16 protein-coding genes are annotated in these 17,164 nt (G+C 48.3%); 8 read left to right on the top strand and 8 right to left on the bottom strand.

Annotated features, from left to right (window positions below):
- Positions 1-25: 25 nt before the first annotated feature.
- Both QFX39_RS06655 and QFX39_RS06650 read left to right on the top strand, forming a co-directional pair.
- A complete protein-coding gene (locus tag QFX39_RS06655) occupies positions 26-874 on the top strand; it encodes a winged helix-turn-helix domain-containing protein (RefSeq protein ID WP_300478804.1) in 849 nt (282 codons plus the stop codon).
- A gap of 10 nt (positions 875-884) precedes the next feature.
- On the top strand, positions 885-1,772 hold the full coding sequence (locus QFX39_RS06650; protein WP_300478571.1) for a winged helix-turn-helix domain-containing protein: 888 nt from the start codon (positions 885-887) through the stop codon (positions 1,770-1,772).
- A 2-nt stretch (positions 1,773-1,774) separates the two neighbouring features.
- Here QFX39_RS06650 and glyS read toward each other — a convergent pair whose 3' ends face one another.
- The 5 genes from glyS to tfrB all read right to left on the bottom strand — a co-directional run bounded on the left by glyS (position 1,775) and on the right by tfrB (position 7,516).
- Positions 1,775-3,466, bottom strand: a complete 1,692-nt coding sequence (gene glyS / locus QFX39_RS06645; RefSeq protein WP_300478801.1) for a glycine--tRNA ligase — start codon at positions 3,464-3,466, stop codon at positions 1,775-1,777.
- Between the two features lie 19 nt (positions 3,467-3,485).
- Positions 3,486-4,079, bottom strand: a complete 594-nt coding sequence (gene dcd / locus QFX39_RS06640) for a dCTP deaminase (protein ID WP_013295244.1) — start codon at positions 4,077-4,079, stop codon at positions 3,486-3,488.
- 120 nt (positions 4,080-4,199) lie between these two features.
- On the bottom strand, positions 4,200-5,276 hold the full coding sequence (locus QFX39_RS06635) for a DUF1512 family protein (RefSeq protein WP_300478567.1): 1,077 nt from the start codon (positions 5,274-5,276) through the stop codon (positions 4,200-4,202).
- A 39-nt stretch (positions 5,277-5,315) separates the two neighbouring features.
- Positions 5,316-6,038, bottom strand: coding sequence for a TrmJ/YjtD family RNA methyltransferase (locus QFX39_RS06630; protein WP_300478565.1), 723 nt, complete (start codon positions 6,036-6,038; stop codon positions 5,316-5,318).
- Positions 6,039-6,049: 11 nt separating this feature from the next.
- Positions 6,050-7,516: a fumarate reductase (CoM/CoB) subunit TfrB gene (tfrB, locus tag QFX39_RS06625; RefSeq protein ID WP_300478562.1), complete on the bottom strand. Its 1,467-nt coding sequence runs from the start codon at positions 7,514-7,516 to the stop codon at positions 6,050-6,052.
- A 209-nt stretch (positions 7,517-7,725) separates the two neighbouring features.
- Here tfrB and iorA point away from each other — a divergent pair, with 209 nt between their 5' ends.
- Positions 7,726-9,582: an indolepyruvate ferredoxin oxidoreductase subunit alpha gene (gene iorA / locus QFX39_RS06620; RefSeq protein WP_300478560.1), complete on the top strand. Its 1,857-nt coding sequence runs from the start codon at positions 7,726-7,728 to the stop codon at positions 9,580-9,582.
- The gene (locus QFX39_RS06615) at positions 9,579-10,169 is read left to right on the top strand and encodes an indolepyruvate oxidoreductase subunit beta (RefSeq protein WP_300478557.1); all 591 of its coding nucleotides are present in this window, start codon (positions 9,579-9,581) and stop codon (positions 10,167-10,169) included. Before iorA ends, QFX39_RS06615 begins: the two co-directional genes overlap by 4 nt.
- 71 nt (positions 10,170-10,240) lie before the next feature.
- On the opposite strand, the gene QFX39_RS06610 is transcribed toward QFX39_RS06615, so the two are convergent.
- Positions 10,241-10,672, bottom strand: a complete 432-nt coding sequence (locus tag QFX39_RS06610; RefSeq protein ID WP_013295251.1) for an ACT domain-containing protein — start codon at positions 10,670-10,672, stop codon at positions 10,241-10,243.
- Between the two features lie 14 nt (positions 10,673-10,686).
- Positions 10,687-11,988, bottom strand: a complete 1,302-nt coding sequence (locus QFX39_RS06605) for a phenylacetate--CoA ligase (RefSeq protein WP_300478551.1) — start codon at positions 11,986-11,988, stop codon at positions 10,687-10,689.
- A 113-nt stretch (positions 11,989-12,101) separates the two neighbouring features.
- Between QFX39_RS06605 and QFX39_RS06600 the strand changes: the two genes are divergently transcribed.
- The gene (locus QFX39_RS06600) at positions 12,102-13,682 is read left to right on the top strand and encodes a sodium:solute symporter family protein (protein WP_300478549.1); all 1,581 of its coding nucleotides are present in this window, start codon (positions 12,102-12,104) and stop codon (positions 13,680-13,682) included.
- A 68-nt stretch (positions 13,683-13,750) separates the two neighbouring features.
- Positions 13,751-13,942, top strand: a complete 192-nt coding sequence (locus QFX39_RS06595; RefSeq protein ID WP_013295254.1) for a symporter small accessory protein — start codon at positions 13,751-13,753, stop codon at positions 13,940-13,942.
- Between the two features lie 140 nt (positions 13,943-14,082).
- Here QFX39_RS06595 and QFX39_RS06590 read toward each other — a convergent pair whose 3' ends face one another.
- A complete protein-coding gene (locus QFX39_RS06590; RefSeq protein WP_300478547.1) occupies positions 14,083-15,978 on the bottom strand; it encodes a YhgE/Pip domain-containing protein in 1,896 nt (631 codons plus the stop codon).
- A 148-nt stretch (positions 15,979-16,126) separates the two neighbouring features.
- Here QFX39_RS06590 and QFX39_RS06585 point away from each other — a divergent pair, with 148 nt between their 5' ends.
- Positions 16,127-16,360: a PRC-barrel domain-containing protein gene (locus tag QFX39_RS06585; protein ID WP_013295256.1), complete on the top strand. Its 234-nt coding sequence runs from the start codon at positions 16,127-16,129 to the stop codon at positions 16,358-16,360.
- A gap of 133 nt (positions 16,361-16,493) precedes the next feature.
- The gene (gene pyrE / locus QFX39_RS06580) at positions 16,494-17,039 is read left to right on the top strand and encodes an orotate phosphoribosyltransferase (protein ID WP_300478543.1); all 546 of its coding nucleotides are present in this window, start codon (positions 16,494-16,496) and stop codon (positions 17,037-17,039) included.
- Positions 17,040-17,164 lie beyond the last annotated feature (125 nt).

Here is a 17,164-nt window from a genome sequence, read left to right as displayed (position 1 = left end):
TATAAAGACATAGGGAGGCTGTTTGATGTACGAAGAGAGGCTCACTGACGTATACGAATATCTCTATGAGGATCTTCAGTTCATCCTCAAATCCAGCATAAGGTTCAGGATAATGGTTTCGCTTCTCAGGTCACCAAAAACCTTTGATGAGATTAAAGGGGAGGTTAAGGTGAGCCTTCCAGCACTTTACAGTAACCTGAGGTTACTTCTTGAGGAGGGGTCCATCACCAGGAGGGGGGACTCTTACAGCCTCACCTCAGAGGCAACCCTCAAAACCCTCTCAGCACTGAAATTAATGAACTCTGTGAGGGTTATAAATGGATTTGATGAAGTCTGGCTGAATCATGATATCAGCGGGATTCCTGAATACCTAATTGAGGATATTGACTGGCTCGTAAATTCTAAACTCATCAGGTCAGCGCCTGAGGATATATACAGGCCCCACAACACCTACAGAAAACTTATAGAGGGTTCTGAGGAGGTTTATGGCGTATCCCCCATCTCTCACAGGGACCTGGTTGATATCTATGAGGGGCTCCTGGAAAGGGGGGTTCATGTTGAACTTGTCCTCACAGATGGGGTGATACGGGAGATGGTTTTAAATGCAAGTTTCGGGCTCCTCAGGACGGCAATTAAGAACAGAAACCTTAAGGTTCTTCGATTTCCGGGTCCATTGAAGGTTGCGTTCACGGTGACAGACAGGTTCCTCTCACTGGGTCTTTTTGATAGCAGAGGATTTTATGACCAGAACAGGGATATCATGAGTACTGACAGGAAAGCAATTGAGTGGGGCTTCCGCCTCTATGAACATTACCGGGAGAGATCCGAAAAGATTGGCATCAGAAACCTGACGGGAATAATGTTATCAATGTAGGGGGCAGAGAATGGAACTTGGCAGTGATTTTAACCTACTTACAGGGTTTCCAGATGACATTCATGATCTGCTTGCTGAGATCAGATTTATAGCGGGGTCCCGGGTGCGATCAGGGGTAATACTCAATCTTATGGAGGGAGAAAAAAGGGTTTCTGAGATCAGGGACATCATAAGGACCTCAAATTCAGCCACCACTCATGCACTCATGGAGTTAGAGGAAAGGAGGCTGGTGGAGAGGTCCTCAGATACATGCAGACTAACGTCAAAGGGAAAGCTTATGGGAATCACCCTATCAAAGTTTATGAACTCAATGGATGCTGTGAGGCTTCACAGGGAATTCTGGAACAGACATTCAATTGGATCAATTCCAGCGCAGTTCCTCATGGACATAAATGTCTTCAGGGACGCCTACATTGTTGAGGCAACACCAGATGACCTCCAGAGACCATACACAACCTACCTTGAGATGCTGGATAACGCCACCCACCTAAGGGCAATGCTTTCATCCTGCCTTCCCAGGCACACAGAATCAATATCAGGGTTCGTTGAAACTGGTGGAAGGGTGGAACTCATACTGACACCTGACACATATCATGTTTTTATTGGGGAGCTGGGTTTAATGAATCTCCCTGAGCTCATGGATTCAGATTTACTGAGGATAGGGGTTCTCCCTGAGAACCAGGAGATTTCCTACATGATATCTGACACCTTTTTCTCAATGAGTCTGTTTAAAAGGGATGGCTTTGATTCATCAAAAACGGAAATCCTGATGGGTCATGGGGAGGAGATTCTCCAGTGGGGGAACAGGCTATTTGATTACCACTGGAGTCTTTCATCCGTGCTGGACAGCGAATCTCTGGGTAGCGTCAGGGAGACCCCACTTCCTCTGGAGGAGTAGTTTCATGATTTTATAAATTCCTTTAACTTTGAATCCAGTTCCTCAATCTTCAACCTTATCTGAGTGCAGTCATCCCTGTTCCTGAGGGTCACTGTTCCATCCTCAAGGGTTTCATGGTCCACTGTAACCGCAAATGGAACCCCTATCTCATCTGAACGGGCATACCTTCTCCCTATGGTCCCTGAGGAGTCAAATTCAGCTATGAAACCCGATTTTCTGAGCTTTCTTTTTATGTCAAGGGCAACCTCAACCATTTCTTTCTTGTTTACGAGGGGGAAGACGCTGACCTCCACCGGTGCAACATGCGGCGGAAGTTGGAAGTAGGTCCTGTCATTCTCATCCACAAGGGAATGTAAGAGAAGGGTGTAGATTATTCTGTCTATACCGAATGATGGCTCTATGACATGTGGATAGACCTTTTCACCCGTCACAACCTCCTCCACGTCCCCAAAGCTCACATCATCTGGCAGTATTTCGAATTCACCGTCAAGGATGAATTTGCCCTCACCCCTGAGCGCTTTTTCCACTTCATCAGCTTCAATTTCACTGAGGGCCTGGGCTATCCTTGCAGCGTCCTTCCTGAACCTTGGACCAAGCCTGCCCATATCAGGTTTAACAGTGCGCCTTTTAATCTTCCTTGGTTTCTCGTACTCTATGAAAACCCTGAGGTCCTCGCCGCTGTACTGGCTGTGTGATTTGAGGTCATAGTCTGTCCTGTCGGCTATACCTATGATCTCTATCCACCCATAGGAATCTGTGAACGCCTCAACGTCCCAGCAGTCAATTGCATAGTGGGCCATTTCAGACGGAAGGTGCTGCCTGAACCTCAGGGCATCCTCGGGTATACCTATATCTGTGAGGAACCTCTTTGCAAGGCAGAGGTGGTATGTGAGTATTTCACTTGATACAATGCCCTTTTCAACCGCTTCAGCCGCAGTCATCTCAGAGGGCTCTGAACCATCAAGCTGGGCATCTGCAGAATATAATCTGAGTTTATCCCCTTTGACAGTATCAAACTCTGGGTGTGACTTGTCTTCAGGGTTGACGAATATCTCTGCCTCTGCCTGGGTGAACTCACGGAGCCTTATAACACCCTGCCTGGGGGATATCTCATTCCGGTATGATTTGCCCAGCTGAACAACACCAAATGGCAGGCGGTTTCTGAAGAACCTCAGAAGCCTCTTGAAGGGTATGAATATCCCCTGGGCAGTTTCAGGTCTGAGGTACCCTGTTTTTTTGCCTTTAGCCCCTATCAGGGTCTGGAACATGAGGTTGTAGCTCCATACATGGGTCAGGTGTCCACCACACCTCGGGCACCTTATAGCCTCATCTGATATGATCTCTGTAAGTTCCTGGTTCTCGAGGCCCTCAACATCCCTTCCTGTTGCATCCTCGATTATGTGGTCGGCCCTGTAGACATCCATGCACTCCTTGCACTGGGTCATGGGGTCATTGAAGTGGTCAACGTGTCCTGATGCCTTGAGGGCCTCCTCTGGCATTATTGTGGGGGACTCTATTTCATAGAAGCCCTCCCTGACCACATAGAATTCACGCCACCTGTTCATTATCTTGTTCTTGAGTGTTGCTCCAAGTGGTCCGTAATCCACGAACCCAGCCACACCTGAGTAGATCTCAAATGAAGACCACAGGAAACCTCTTTTCCTTGCAACGGTCATTGTCTTTTCATGGTTCAACATGATCACTCCTTTTTCATCAGATCCTTGAGGTTCTTATTTCATAGTCATCCTTTATTCTGCTTGTCTGGGGCCTTGTCTGGCCGATATATTTGCTGTCACGTGATGGGTGACCATACGGTTTCTCTGCAGGACTTGTCATTGTCTCGAAGACTATCTGGCAGACCCTCTGGCCAGGGTAGAGGGCCACCGGCATCTTACCTATGTTGGATATCTCAAGGGTTATCCTTCCATGGAAGCCGGGGTCCACGTATCCTGCAGTCACGTGCATGGTTATGCCGAGCCTCCCTATGGATGACCGGCCCTCAACCCTTGCAACAAGGTTGTCTGGCAGCCCTATGTATTCGTAGGTTGTTGCAAGGGCAAATTCGCCTGGATGTATTATGAATGGACCCTCCTCAACATGAAAGGTTTCCATGTAGGATTCTATATCCGCGGGGTCCTTGGGGTCTATGCAGGGTTTTCTTATAACCCTGAATCCCCTGAATTCATCGCCTATTCTAAGGTCAACTGATGATGGCTGTATCTGCCTTTCAGGGTCATCAAGGGGGTCTATGGTTATCAGCCCCTCCTCAAGGTACCTCTTTATGTCACGGTCACTGAGTATTGCCATTAAAACATCTCCTCTTTATTCTCAGGATCATTCTTTTCCCTTCATCTTGCTCTTTCCAAGCATCTCCTCTTTAGGTCTCGCACTTTTCCTTAACCTTGATCTTTCCATAACATGTCCTCTTCATTCCCGGGTATCATCCTTTTCCTTCACCTTGATCTCCCCAGGGTTTTCAACGGCGTCAGGGATGCCGCTGCTGTTACCCACACCTATTATGAGGATTGAATCTGCATCTGATCTGGATATTATATCCTCTATCCTTGAGCGGGCGACGCTGCAGGCGTCAAGTATTTCCCTTGTCATATGGGACATTGCCTCCTCAGGGGACATCTTTATTATGATGGCGTGGGTTCTGTGTTCAAGTATCATGTTCTCCATGAACCACTTTTCAACGCCAGGGCCACCTATGGCCACCCCGACCCCCTCAGCCACTGTACCTGTTTTTTCACCCTCCATTTTGGCGGCAGCATCCACCATTATCACCTCATGGAACTCATCCTCACTGAGGATCTCCTCAAGGGCCTTCACCACCATTCCAAGCCTTGAACCAGGGCCATGTGGCTTCAGAATACCAATATCCTTATCCATGAATCTCTTCTTTACGTAGACCATTTCATGCAGGTGTTCTTTACCATCTTCTTCATCTATGAGCATCCCTGCTGTGAGGGGACCGGCACCGTCACCCAGGGGGAGGGAGGATGAGATTGCCTGGCAGCCATCCAGGTATGCCCTGGCGGTCCTCATGATCAGCTCGAGGTTCATCTGAAGGGCAACAAGAATCTGAAGGTTTCCCGTCTTCCTTGACAGTTCAAGGTTATGCCTCAGAAATTTGAGGATACCCCGGATACCTGCTGTCACCTTTATACACATAATTATACTGGCCTTTTTTTCACTGTCCGCATCCGGGGAAATTTCTTCAACCATCTCCCTGATACGGAGGTCTCCCATCTCCAGGAGTCTCCTGAATTTATCTGCAAGTCCTGATGGATCAATATCCGAGGGGGGCACTATGAAGAACTCCAGTTGGTCATCCAGGACCCCCTCATCTTTGATGCCGCTGAGGTCAATTATTATCTTTCTGGCTTTTTTCTCCATATCATCCAGTTCCCTGATGGCCCCCTCAACCGCCGAGATCATCCTCATCCTGATTATAACCGGCAGGAAAATGATGAGTATGATGAAGATAATGATACCCACCATATCCAGTAAACCGAAAAACAGAGCAAGACCTCCTGAACTTTATTCCTTTATCCTGTTTTTTATTCTCCGGAGGACCCCCTTAAGTGTATGGGCCTCCCTTGCTGTTATAAAGGCCCTCCCGGTCACATTCCTGAACACCCTCGAGGCAACCCTCTCCTTGTGTGGGGGAAGGTCAATCACAGATATTATCTTGTCCATCTCCTCCACGAGAAGTTTTTTTTCAACTCCTGAGGCCTCCTCAAGTCCTTCGCAGTCAAAATCTCTTTTTTTAAATATCTCATAAAATATTATTGCTGCGGCGTGGGTTATATTCATTATGGGGTATTCCCTATCTGTGGGGATACTCACCACCATGTCGCATAGGCCGAGCTCCCTGTTTGATAGTCCGTCCCCTTCACGCCCAAAGAGTATGAAGGTCCTTGAGGAGGGGTTAATGGCTGAGGAAAGCTGGGATGGCCTTAGGGGTATTCTGTCAACGTTGTAGCTCCCTCCAGGCACACCGGTTGTCCCAACAAGAAAGTCAGGTTCAAGGTTTTCCATCATCTCGTCAAGGGTCTGGTAGATTATGGCATCCTCAACAAGGTCCCTGGCATGCATTGCCTGGTAATAGGCTTCATCCTCAAGGTTGCAGGGGTTTATAAGAATAAGATTTCGAAGGCCAAAATTCTTCATGGCCCTCGCAAGGAAACCCACGTTTCCAGGGGTTTCAGGTTCCACAAACACGACGCCAATGTTTCTGGAGAGGAGCTCGTAAACTTCCATATCCAGCCCCCTCAGTCATCAGAATAGGCCATGTCAAGGAGTTCAAGGATGTTCATAACCTTCACGTCCCCAAGACCCTCCTTCTCAAGGGAATCCTTTATATGGAGCTGGCAGAAGGGGCATATGGTTATCACGGCGTCAACATTGAGTTTGCGTATCATCTCAGCCTTCTTCCTTCCCAGGCTTTCGGCTATCTCAGGTTTACCTGATTTCACACCCCCACCTGATCCACAGCACTGGCCCTGTTTTTCCATTTCAACAAATTCAAGGCCCGGGATGCTGTTAAGTATCTTCCTTGGCTCCAGTTTAACACCCTGGCCCCTCAGAAGGTGGCAGGGGTCATGGTAGGTCACCCTCATGTTGACCGGCTTCATTTTAATGTCGTCGATCCGATCCGCCAGGAATTCGCTGATGTCAAGGACGTTCAGTTCAACGCCATAACGGGGATAGTCCTTCTTCAGGGTGGCTCCGCAGCCAGCACAGACTGTTATTATGGTGTCATACCCCTCGAGGGCCCTCCTGTTTCTCTCAACAAGATCCTCAACAATGTCGAGCTGACCAGTCCTTATCATGGGTGATCCACAGCAAACCTGACCATCAGGGACATCAACCTCAAAGCCGTGTTCTCTGAGCACCCTAAGAAGTGCCATTCCAACCTCAGGCATCCTGTAGTCGACCAGGCAGCCTGTGAAGAACCCTATCCTTGAACCCGGTTTCCTCCCCACTGATTCAATGAAACCCTTTTCTATACGGTCAACGGATCTACCAGTCTCTGAAATGAGTTTCTTGATCTTCATGTGGGCATCGAGGGGCCCAGCACCCTCTCTGCATGCCATGGCCCTCAGCTTTTCAATTGCATCCCCTGGTACATTGAGTTCCTTGGGGCATACCTCGGCACATTTACCGCAGGTGGTACAGCAGTAAAGTCCCTCCTCCACACCCCCAGCGGCTCTTTCGGCCTCATCACGGGGATCGAAGGCAAATTTTGATATGTACCTCATGAAGTAGGGCCCTGCATACTCTGTGCTCTCCTTTATAACGGGACATGAACTTATACAGGAGAAACACTCTATGCATCCCCTCAGTTTCTTGGTGTCCTGGTAGTCCTCCGGCTTGATCCTCTGGATGCCCCTGGCTTCTGACTGGAGGTAGAGTCCCATGGCCCTCACCTTATCCTCTATTTCGCTCCTGTCAACCATCAGGTCCTTTATAACCGGGAGGTCCACCGGCTCAATAACGGCCCCATCCTCCACCTCTGCCCTGCATGCAAGGACAACCTCTCCATTCATCTTAACAGCACATGAACCGCACTGCCCTGCCCTGCATGAACTTCTGAAGGCAATATTGGCATTATACATTTTATTTATAAGCTGAAGGGCATCAAGAACCTTCATTTTTTCCTTTGATGGTATATCATAACTTTCAAGGTGTGGTTTCTCATCTACACCGGGTTCAAACCTTAAAACCTTAACAATCATTTTTATCTCCGCACCGAATCATGTGAAGAATAATTTAGAATTAACTGAATCCTAATTGTTCATGGTCCATATTAAGGTTTGTGATTCCAACTGATAAATTTTTTATAAAATGCTAATAGATGTATTCTGAGTACGGTTGCTATGTGTACATGCATTGCCTTCAGGCCATCCACAGCAGAGTACTTAAATTATTACTCCGAGGTGATTTCATGGAACTGGATGATATCCTTGACGCCAGAAGGGGCGATAGATTATTCTTACTTGGTAACGAGGCAGCGGTGAGGGCTGCAATAGAGTCGGGGGTTGGTGTTGCAAGCACCTACCCTGGAACACCCTCATCCGAGATAGGGAATGTCCTATCAAAGATTGCAAAGAGGGCAGGAATCTACTTTGAATTCTCAATAAATGAGAAGGTGGCACTTGAAGTCGCAGCAGCAGCTGCTGCATCAGGGGTCCGTTCATTCACATTCATGAAGCATGTGGGGCTGAATGTTGCATCAGACTCATTCATGAGTGTCGCATACACCGGTGTGAGGGCAGGGATGGTTGTTCTATCTGCAGATGACCCCTCAATGTTCTCATCACAGAATGAACAGGATAACAGGCACTATGCACGCCTCGCATGGGTTCCACTCCTCGAACCCTCAAATCCACAGGAGATCCTTGAATACATGAATCATGCCTTTGAACTCTCTGAGGAATACAGGATACCGGTACTTTTAAGGACCACAACCAGGGTCTCACACATGAGGGGAGTTGTGGAGGCCGGCGAGAGAAGGAAAGAACCTGTGAATGGATTTTTCAGGAAGAATCCAGAGCAGTTTGTACCGGTACCTGCAACCGCAAGGGCTATGCGCAGGGAACTTGTTGAGAAAATGAAGAAGCTTAAAAAGGTTGCAGACACCTCAGAACTGAACAGAGTACTCAATGAGGGCTCTGAATCGGATCTGGGAATAATTGCATCTGGAGGGGCTTTCAACTATGTATACGATGCACTCCAGACGCTTGGACTTGATGTCCCAGTCCTAAAACTGGGATTCACCTACCCATTCCCTGCGGGACTTGTTGCCGAGTTTCTCTCTGGACTTGAAGGTGTGCTTGTTGTTGAGGAGGTGGACCCTGTAATGGAGAAGGAGGTCCTTGCAGTCGCGGCATCGGAGGGCCTTGATGTGGGGGTTCATGGAAAACTGGATGGCACACTCCCTGAGATATATGAGTACAGTGAGGACATAGTTAGAAGGGCCATTTCAGGACTCACAGGAATCAAAAGCCATGAAAAGGGAATAGAAGCGCCTGAGTTACCTGAAAGACCCCCTGCACTCTGCTCCGGATGTCCCCACAGGGCAATGTACTATTCGGTGAGGAGGGCCGCCTCGGAACTAGGTATTGAGGGGGAGGATCTCATATTCCCCACCGATATCGGGTGCTACACCCTGGGGATAGAGCCCCCCTACTCTGCAGCAGATTACCTCCTCAGCATGGGGTCCAGTGTGGGTACCGCCTGCGGGTTTTCGGCTGCAACATCCCAGAGGATAGTTTCCTTCATAGGGGATTCAACCTTTTTCCATGCAGGTATACCGCCACTCATAAATGCTGTCCACAACAGGCAGAGATTCGTTCTGGTTATACTGGATAACAGGACAACCGCAATGACAGGTGGACAGCCACACCCTGGGCTCCCGGTTGATGGGATGGGAGAGGAGGCCCCAGCCATATCCATAGAGGATATCGCCAGGGCCTGCGGTGTTGAATTTGTGGAGACCGTTAACCCCATGAACATAAGGAGATCCTCTGAAACCATCAGGAGGGCCCTTCAGCACGAATCTGTGGCCGTGGTTATATCCAGATACCCCTGCATGTTATCTGAGGGCGCTGTCCGCGGAAGGCCGGTGAGGGTTGATGAGGAGAAATGTGACCTCTGTCTTGAATGTCTCAGTGAACTTGCCTGTCCAGCGATGGTTGAGGAGGATGGAAGGGTCTTCATAGATCCCATCTACTGCAGGGGCTGTACAGTATGCCTTCAGATATGTCCAGCAGGAGCCATAAAACCGGAGGGAAAAAGATGAGCTACAACATTTATGTGTGTGGTGTTGGCGGCCAGGGGATAATAAAGACATCCGTTATAATCGGTGAGGCCGCCATGAACGGGGGTATGAATGTCGTCATGAGTGAGATCCATGGGATGGCCCAGAGGGGTGGTGCTGTATCAACAGAGATAAGGTTCGGTGATGTGAGGGGTTCCATCATACCGCAGGGTGAGGCTGACCTTGTAATAGCCTTCGAACCCCTTGAAGCCCTGAGGGCACTTCCCAAAATGTCCGAAGACGCCTGTGTAATTGTGAATACATCAAAGATACCGCCATTCAACCTGATAAAAAGCCCACACCCCTATCCTCCACTGGAAGAGATAATTAAAACTCTTGAGGAGAATGCAGGTAGTGTAAGGAGCTTCAATGGGGAGAAAATCGCTGTGGAGGCCGGCCACATACTATCACTCAACATGGTTATGCTGGGCGCCGCAGCGGCCACCACTGGGTTTCCACTGGGTAAAGAAACACTTATAGAGTCCATGAAGAATAACCTGCCCCCAAAGTTGATGGAAGTGAATATGAGGGCGTTCCATGAGGGATTTGAGACTGTTAATTGTGACTGAGGGTTGAAGGATTTAGAGGATGTAGATATCCTCAGACGCAGGAACTTAATTGTGACTGAGGGTTGAAGGATTTAGAGGATGTAGATATCCTCAGATGAAAGTACGGGGATTCCTGCATCCTCAAGTGCCCTTATACCCTCATCAACATCCTCTGTCCTTATAACGACAACTGCCTTTTCTCCCTTCTTCTCAACGAAGGCGTAGATGTATTCCACGTTTATATCCCTCTCTGTGAGCACACCCAGTATACCGTCAAGTCCTCCGGGTTCATCAGGTACCTCAACGGCTATAACATCGTTGACCCTTACCACGAAGTTCTTTTTCTCAAGGGCTTTCCTTGCAGCTTCAGGATCCGAAACTATCATCCTGAGTATCCCAAATTCGGATGTGTCCGCAATGGAAAGGGCCCTTATGTTCACACCCTCCTCTGAAAGGGCGTGAATGGCATTTTTCAACCTCCCCTTCCTGTTTTCAAGAAAGACTGATATCTGCTTCAGTTTCATTTAAGGCACCTCCATCAATCAAATTTCCTCTTATCAATGACCCTTATTGCTTTACCCTCACTTCTTGGAAGGCTTCCTGGCTCCACAAGTGTGACATTAACACGCAGACCTATTTCACTGTGTATATGCTTTTCTATCATCCTTCTGGCCTCTTCCACATGTTTAACCTCATCGGAGAAGAGTTCAGGGGACGCTTCAACCTGGACCTCAAGTTCATCCAGGAACTCGGGCCTTGTGACGACTATCTGGTAGTGCGGTTCAAGGCCCTTTATCTTGAGCAGGGCCCTTTCGATCTGTGATGGGAAGACAATGACGCCCCGGATCTTGAGCATGTCGTCGCTTCTACCTGTTATCCTGTCCATCCTCACAAGGGTACGGCCGCATCCGCATTCATCGTTCCTGAGGGCTGTTATGTCCTTTGTCCTGAACCTGAGGATTGGCATGCCCTCCCTTGTGAGTGTGGTGAGTACCAGCTCCCCCTTCCTGCCATAGGGGAGTTTTTCTTCTGTTTTCGGGTCTATTATCTCAGGGTAGAAGTGGTCCTCAAAGATGTGGAGGCCGTTCTTCTCGGTACACTCCTGGGCGACGCCTGGGCCTATTATCTCTGTAAGGCCATAGATGTTGAGGGCGGTGAGGCCCAACCTTTCCTCTATGGTATTTCTCATTTCTTCAGTCCACATCTCGGCACCGAATATGCCTGATTTGAGGTTCAGACCTTCAATGTCGACGCCCTCCTTTTCAAGGACCTCTGCAAGGTAGAGTGCATAGGATGGTGTGCATGTTATTATTGTGGTCCCGAAGTCCTGCATTATCTCGATCTGCCTCTTGGTGTTACCCGCTGAGATTGGGATGACGGTGGCCCCTATCTTCTGGGCACCGTAGTGGACACCAAGGCCCCCTGTGAAAAGCCCGTAGCCATAGCAGTTCTGTATGCGGTCCTTCTTTGTTGCCATCCCCATGGTCAGGGATCTCGCCATTACCTCCGACCATATTTCAAGGTCCCTTCTGGTGTAACCGGAAACAACCGGCTTACCGGTGGTCCCTGATGATGTGTGGACTTCCACTATATCCTCATCTGGCACTGCAAACATCCCGAATGGGTATGCGTCCCTGAGATCATTCTTTGTGGTGAAGGGCAGCTTCTCTATATCATCCAGTGTTTCAATATCCTCTGGAAACACCTCTAAATCGGTTAAACGTTTATTGTAGTAGGGCACGTTTTCATAGGCCCTTTTAACTGTCTCCTGCAGTCTTCTGAGCTGTAATTCCTGTTTTTCTTCCTGACTCATGCATTCTGCTTCAGGGTTCCATATCATTTTGATCTCCTTTAAATGTGATTCTCTCAGTTTTCTTTCTGTAAAGACTTATATGTTAATTATCATTATCGTTAATTATAAATTGTAACTGATAAACGTAAGGAGGATGTTGAATGGATTTTCTGGTACTGGGTATCGTTGTTCTCGTCTACTTCCTTCTTGTGGGCTACGTTGGTTATGTGGCCTGGAGGAGGACCGAGACCTCAGAGGACTACATGGTGGCCGGCAGGAAGACCCATCCTTACATTATGGCCATGAGTTACGGCGCCACTTTTATAAGTACGGCGGCGATTGTGGGTTTTGGTGGCATGGCCGGTGTTTTTGGGATGGGTATACTCTGGCTGGTGTTTCTCAACATACTTGTGGGTATTTTCATTGCCTTTGTGTTCTTTGGTAAGCGCACTAGGAAGATGGGTCATAACATGTCTGCCCTCACCTTCCCGGAGTTCCTGGGGAGGAGGTTCGATAGCAGGTTCCTCCAGTCATTTGGGGGGGCCATAATATTCCTGGGAATGCCACTATACGCATCGGTGGTCCTTATCGGGGCCGCAAGGTTCCTGGAGGCAACAATAAATATAAGTTTCAGTCTGGCCCTCATATTGATGGCTGTTATTGTTGCTGTTTATGTTGTCCTGGGTGGTATACGTGGTGTGATGTATACTGATGCCCTTCAGGGGACCATAATGTTTCTGGGCATGATTTTCCTTGTGGTGTCAACCTATTACATTCTTGGTGGTGTGGTGGATGCTCATCGGGCCCTTACCAGCATGTCTCATCTGGTCCCTGCAAAGGCCAGTGCTCTGGGTGCAACTGGCTGGACCAGCATGCCTGTTTATGGCAGCCCCTACTGGTGGACCCTCCTGTCAACCATAATACTCGGTGTGGGTGTGGGTGTCCTTGCCCAGCCACAGCTTGTGGTGAGGTTCATGATGGTGAGGTCCAACAGGGAGCTCAACAGGGGTGTTCTGATAGGGGCGCTCTTCATATTCGTGATGACCTGGAGCTCATTTGTTGTTGGAGCCCTTTCAAATGTTTACTTCTTCAAAGAGGCTGGTCTGGTCGCTGTGAAGGCTGTTGGGGGGAATGCGGATAAGATAATACCTGTCTTTATCAATTCTGCCATGCCTGAGTGGTTCTCCTATATCTTCATGCTGACCCTGCTCTCTGCTGCAATGTCCACACTGAGTTCTCAGTTCCATGTGCAGGGCACTGCCATAGGAAGGGATGTGTATGAGACTCTGAGGAATAAAAAGGGTGATAGTTCAGTTCTAATAGCAAGGGGGGGTATTATCATTGCGGTTCTGATTGCGGTTGTTCTGGGTTACCTGCTGCCAGGGAGTATAATTGCGCAGGGGACGGCTCTCTTCTTTGGTATTTGCGCTGCTTCCTTCCTATCGGTTTATGTTGCGGCGATTTTCTGGAGGAGGGCCACCCGTGAGGGTGCGATTGCGGGTATGGTTTCAGGTGCAATTGTGAGCCTTTTATGGCTTCTTTTTGAGTATAAGAAGACTGCGGAGGCTCTGGGGGTTGCTAAGGCCCTATTTGGGGGTCCTGTTGTGGCTTCGATGCCCTGGCCTGTTGTTGACCCGATACTGGTTGGGGTGCCCGTTTCGGCGATCTTCATGGTTGCTGTGAGTCTTCTTACGGAGCCACCGTCCCGTGAGCATGTTGATAGGTGTTTTGAGGGAGTCTGATGTGGAGGTTCTGTGATGGTTTATTTGCAGGAAGTTTCTGGAGACTCTGCTGATGTGGAGGTTCTGTGATGGTGCTTGGTATACCTGATCCCTGGGTCTGGAGTGCTTACCTCCTCTGCATCCTTGTGACGGTTTTCTGTGTCCTTTATGGTATTGTGAACTGGAACCGTGGCGGTGAGGATGAGGAGGAGCAGATAATGGAGGAGCTCCAGTGGGAAGAAGAAGAGAAGAAGATGGAAGAGGATGAACTGGGCCTCTAGGCCCCCTCTTTTATTTTATTGACGATTTATTCTGAAATCATTCACAGGATATGGTGACTATTAGAACCACTTTAATTGTGTTAATAAAAATCAGAGATCAGTAGGGCTATCTGGCAAAAAATAAATAAAAAAATGGTTAATCAGAAAAGACCGCTCTCTTCCAGTTTACTCTCCATCCAGTGGGCCCTTTTATCCATTTTCTCCTTTACAAGTACTGTGATAAGGAAGGTCACCACAGGAAAGAGGGCAAGAAGTGCAATGTTCTTCCAGTAGATGCTCCAGATAACACCACCAACCACCTCCCTCAGAGCACCCACAGCGTAGGTGAGCGGGAGGTACGGGTGGATTGCCTGGAAAAATGGCGGCAGGAGTTCAACAGGGAATATGCCCCCCGTCCCCGTTATCTGAAGCACCAGAATTATTATTGAGAGGGCCTTTCCTGCGTTCCCCAGGGCAGATGTGAGGGAATAGATTATGAGCATGGAACAGATGCTCACATAGAGGGCTGTCAGCAGAAACAGCAACGTTTCTGTTGTCTGCACCTGGAGGAGCAGGGCGCCGGCTGCAACAACAAGGGCCTGACAGATGGCTATTATGAGGAAGAGCCCCATCCTTCCAAAGTACACCTGTATGCTGCTGTATTCACCGTACTTCACCCTCATGCTTATCATTGCAACTGCGATAATACCTCCTATCCAGAGGGATATTGGTATGTAGAAGGGTGCAAGCGCTGATCCGTAATTCTTCACAGGGTAGATGTGCTCCTTCTTCATCTGCACTGGACTTCTGAAGTATTCCCTGACCGCGGAGGGATCAATGTCAGCCAGTCTCACAAGGCTGTTGAGGTCATCCTCACTGATCATGCCAAGCTTTCTGTGGGCGTCCTGAATCGCTGACCGCATAACTGGCCACTTTGAGTTTGCGATTCCCAGTTTTGATGACGCATCCTTCATGGCAGCATCTATCTGTGCCCTGTTATCCATGAGCCTGTTCAGTGCACTGTCCATTTTGTTGAGGGATTCTCTGAGTTTCACAAGGCGTTCTGTGGTCCCCTTTGTTTTGAGATCCGTCTCTATACCCTCAAGTATGCCCAGAACTGAGTTGGCCTTCTGGATATTGGCGTCTATCTGGTCCATGGCTGTTTTTAACTTCGGATCCCCTGTGGCGGAATATAAACTGCCAAGAACAGCCTTCAGGTATTTCATTGAGGTAATGGCCTCTGAAAGATGGGACTCCATGGACTGGACTGTTGATAGGGCCTTAGCAGGGTCTTTTCCAATGTAACCCTCCAGTAGACTGTATTTCTCCTTCACAAAGTTTGCGTTTTCCTGAATTTCTGGCAAATCACTCTTCAGTCCTGACCAGAGGTTCTGTCCCTTTTCGAGATCTGAATTTGCTGTGCTGAGGGTTTCATCGATTTTACCAAGGTTTGCATTTAGTTCGCTGATGAATTTCTTTGTCCTGAGGATATCATCCCTGTTTGCCCTTGCGAGTTCACCGGCACTGCTTATCTTACCGAATATTATCCCGTCAATGGTCTTAACGACTTCACTGTTTATTTTCGCCTGAAGTGCATCTGCCCCTGCGTTTGTTATTCGTGGAGCCACGGGGTTCAGTTTGTCATTCACTATGTACTCGATGCTGGCCTGCCTGGGGGTGCCGTTCTTGATGGACAGGAGGTCTGAGCTGAAGTTTCCGGGTATGATGAGTACGGCGTAGTAGTCCCCTTCCCTGAGTCCATTCATGGCCTCTGACCGATCAACGAACTGCCAGTTGAAGTTTCTGTTATTTCTGAGTTCATCCACGAATTCTGCACCAACATTGAGTTTTTCACCCTCAAAATTCACTCCCCTGTCCTCATTGACCACTGCAACCTTGATGTTGGATGTCTTTGAGTATGGGTCGAGGGTTGCCTGTATGTTGAAAACTGCGTACAGTGCCGGGATACAGATAATCACTGCAATGACGAATAGTACCACAGGACTGTTTTTAACGGTCTTGATGTCATTCAGGAATATTTCCAGGGCTTTTTTCATTGGTTTTATGCCTCCAGAGAATAAAGTATATTCATGTAAGAAAAAGAAGATAATGAATTTCATTATATAAAAAGGTTTTGGTTCAGCGCATTTAAAATTTTAAATACCCATGAGAACAATAATAATACAGTGACTGAATGGTGGTACCATGAGGATAGTTGAAGAAATAATCGGTAAAGAGGTTCTTGACAGTTCAGCAACAGTGATAGGCAAGGTAAAGGACGTTGAGGTTGACATAGAATCCCAGACAATAGAGGCACTTGTTCTTGGAAAGGGTGGAATATCAGAGGGTCTTGGGTTATCAAAGGGCGAAACAATAGTTCCCTACGAGATGGTTAAAAAGATAGGGGACAAGATACTACTAAGGGGCGGCGAGGAATAACAGGGTGAAGGTCCTTGCAGCTTAAGGGGATCTGCAGCCTCTGTGGCAGGGCGGACTTTCTCCACACCTGCAGGCTATGTGGATCAATGGTATGTTCAGGTTGTTACAGCGCGGAACTGGGGGTCTGTAAATTATGCAGGTCAAAGATCAGGAGAAACTCAGAGAGAGACTCATAGAACTTCTTTCAGAGAGAAACGTCATTCAGAGGGGTAAGTTTGTCCTCTCATCAGGCAGGGAAAGTGATTATTACGTTGATATCAAGAGAGCCATAACTGACCCTGAGGTCCTTGATGTGATAGCGAGGCTCATAAAGGGTGAGGTGGAGGGTGCAGACAGGATCGCGGGCCCTGCCCTGGGCGCGGTCCCCATTGCTACCGCAGTGTCCCTTTACTCCAGAAAGCCCCTCCTCATGATAAGAAAGGAAAAGAAGGGTTATGGAACATCAAAACTCATTGAGGGTGAACTTAAAACCGGTGAAAGGGTCGCTGTTGTGGAGGACGTCACAACAACCGGAGGATCACTTCTCAGGGCCGTGAGGGCGATCCAGGAAAATGGGGGGGTGGTTGAGAAAACATTTGTTGTGGTTGACCGTGAGGAGGGGGCGGTTGATGAATTCAAAAAAAGGGGTATTGAACTCATACCGCTGATATCGGTCTCTGATTTCAGGGAGGATCAGTGATTAATTAACCTCATTTTTTGAGTCCCTGATTTCAGGAGATCATATCCTATTTGAGAAAAATCTGCTTTCACAGTTAAGCCAACGATCGTCTCATGATAGGGCACTCAAATGATGCAGAATCTTCG

It is taken from the genome of Methanothermobacter sp., from assembly GCF_030055425.1.
Taxonomy (GTDB): Archaea; Methanobacteriota; Methanobacteria; order Methanobacteriales; family Methanothermobacteraceae; genus Methanothermobacter.
This window is presented reverse-complemented; position numbering and strand designations above follow the sequence as displayed.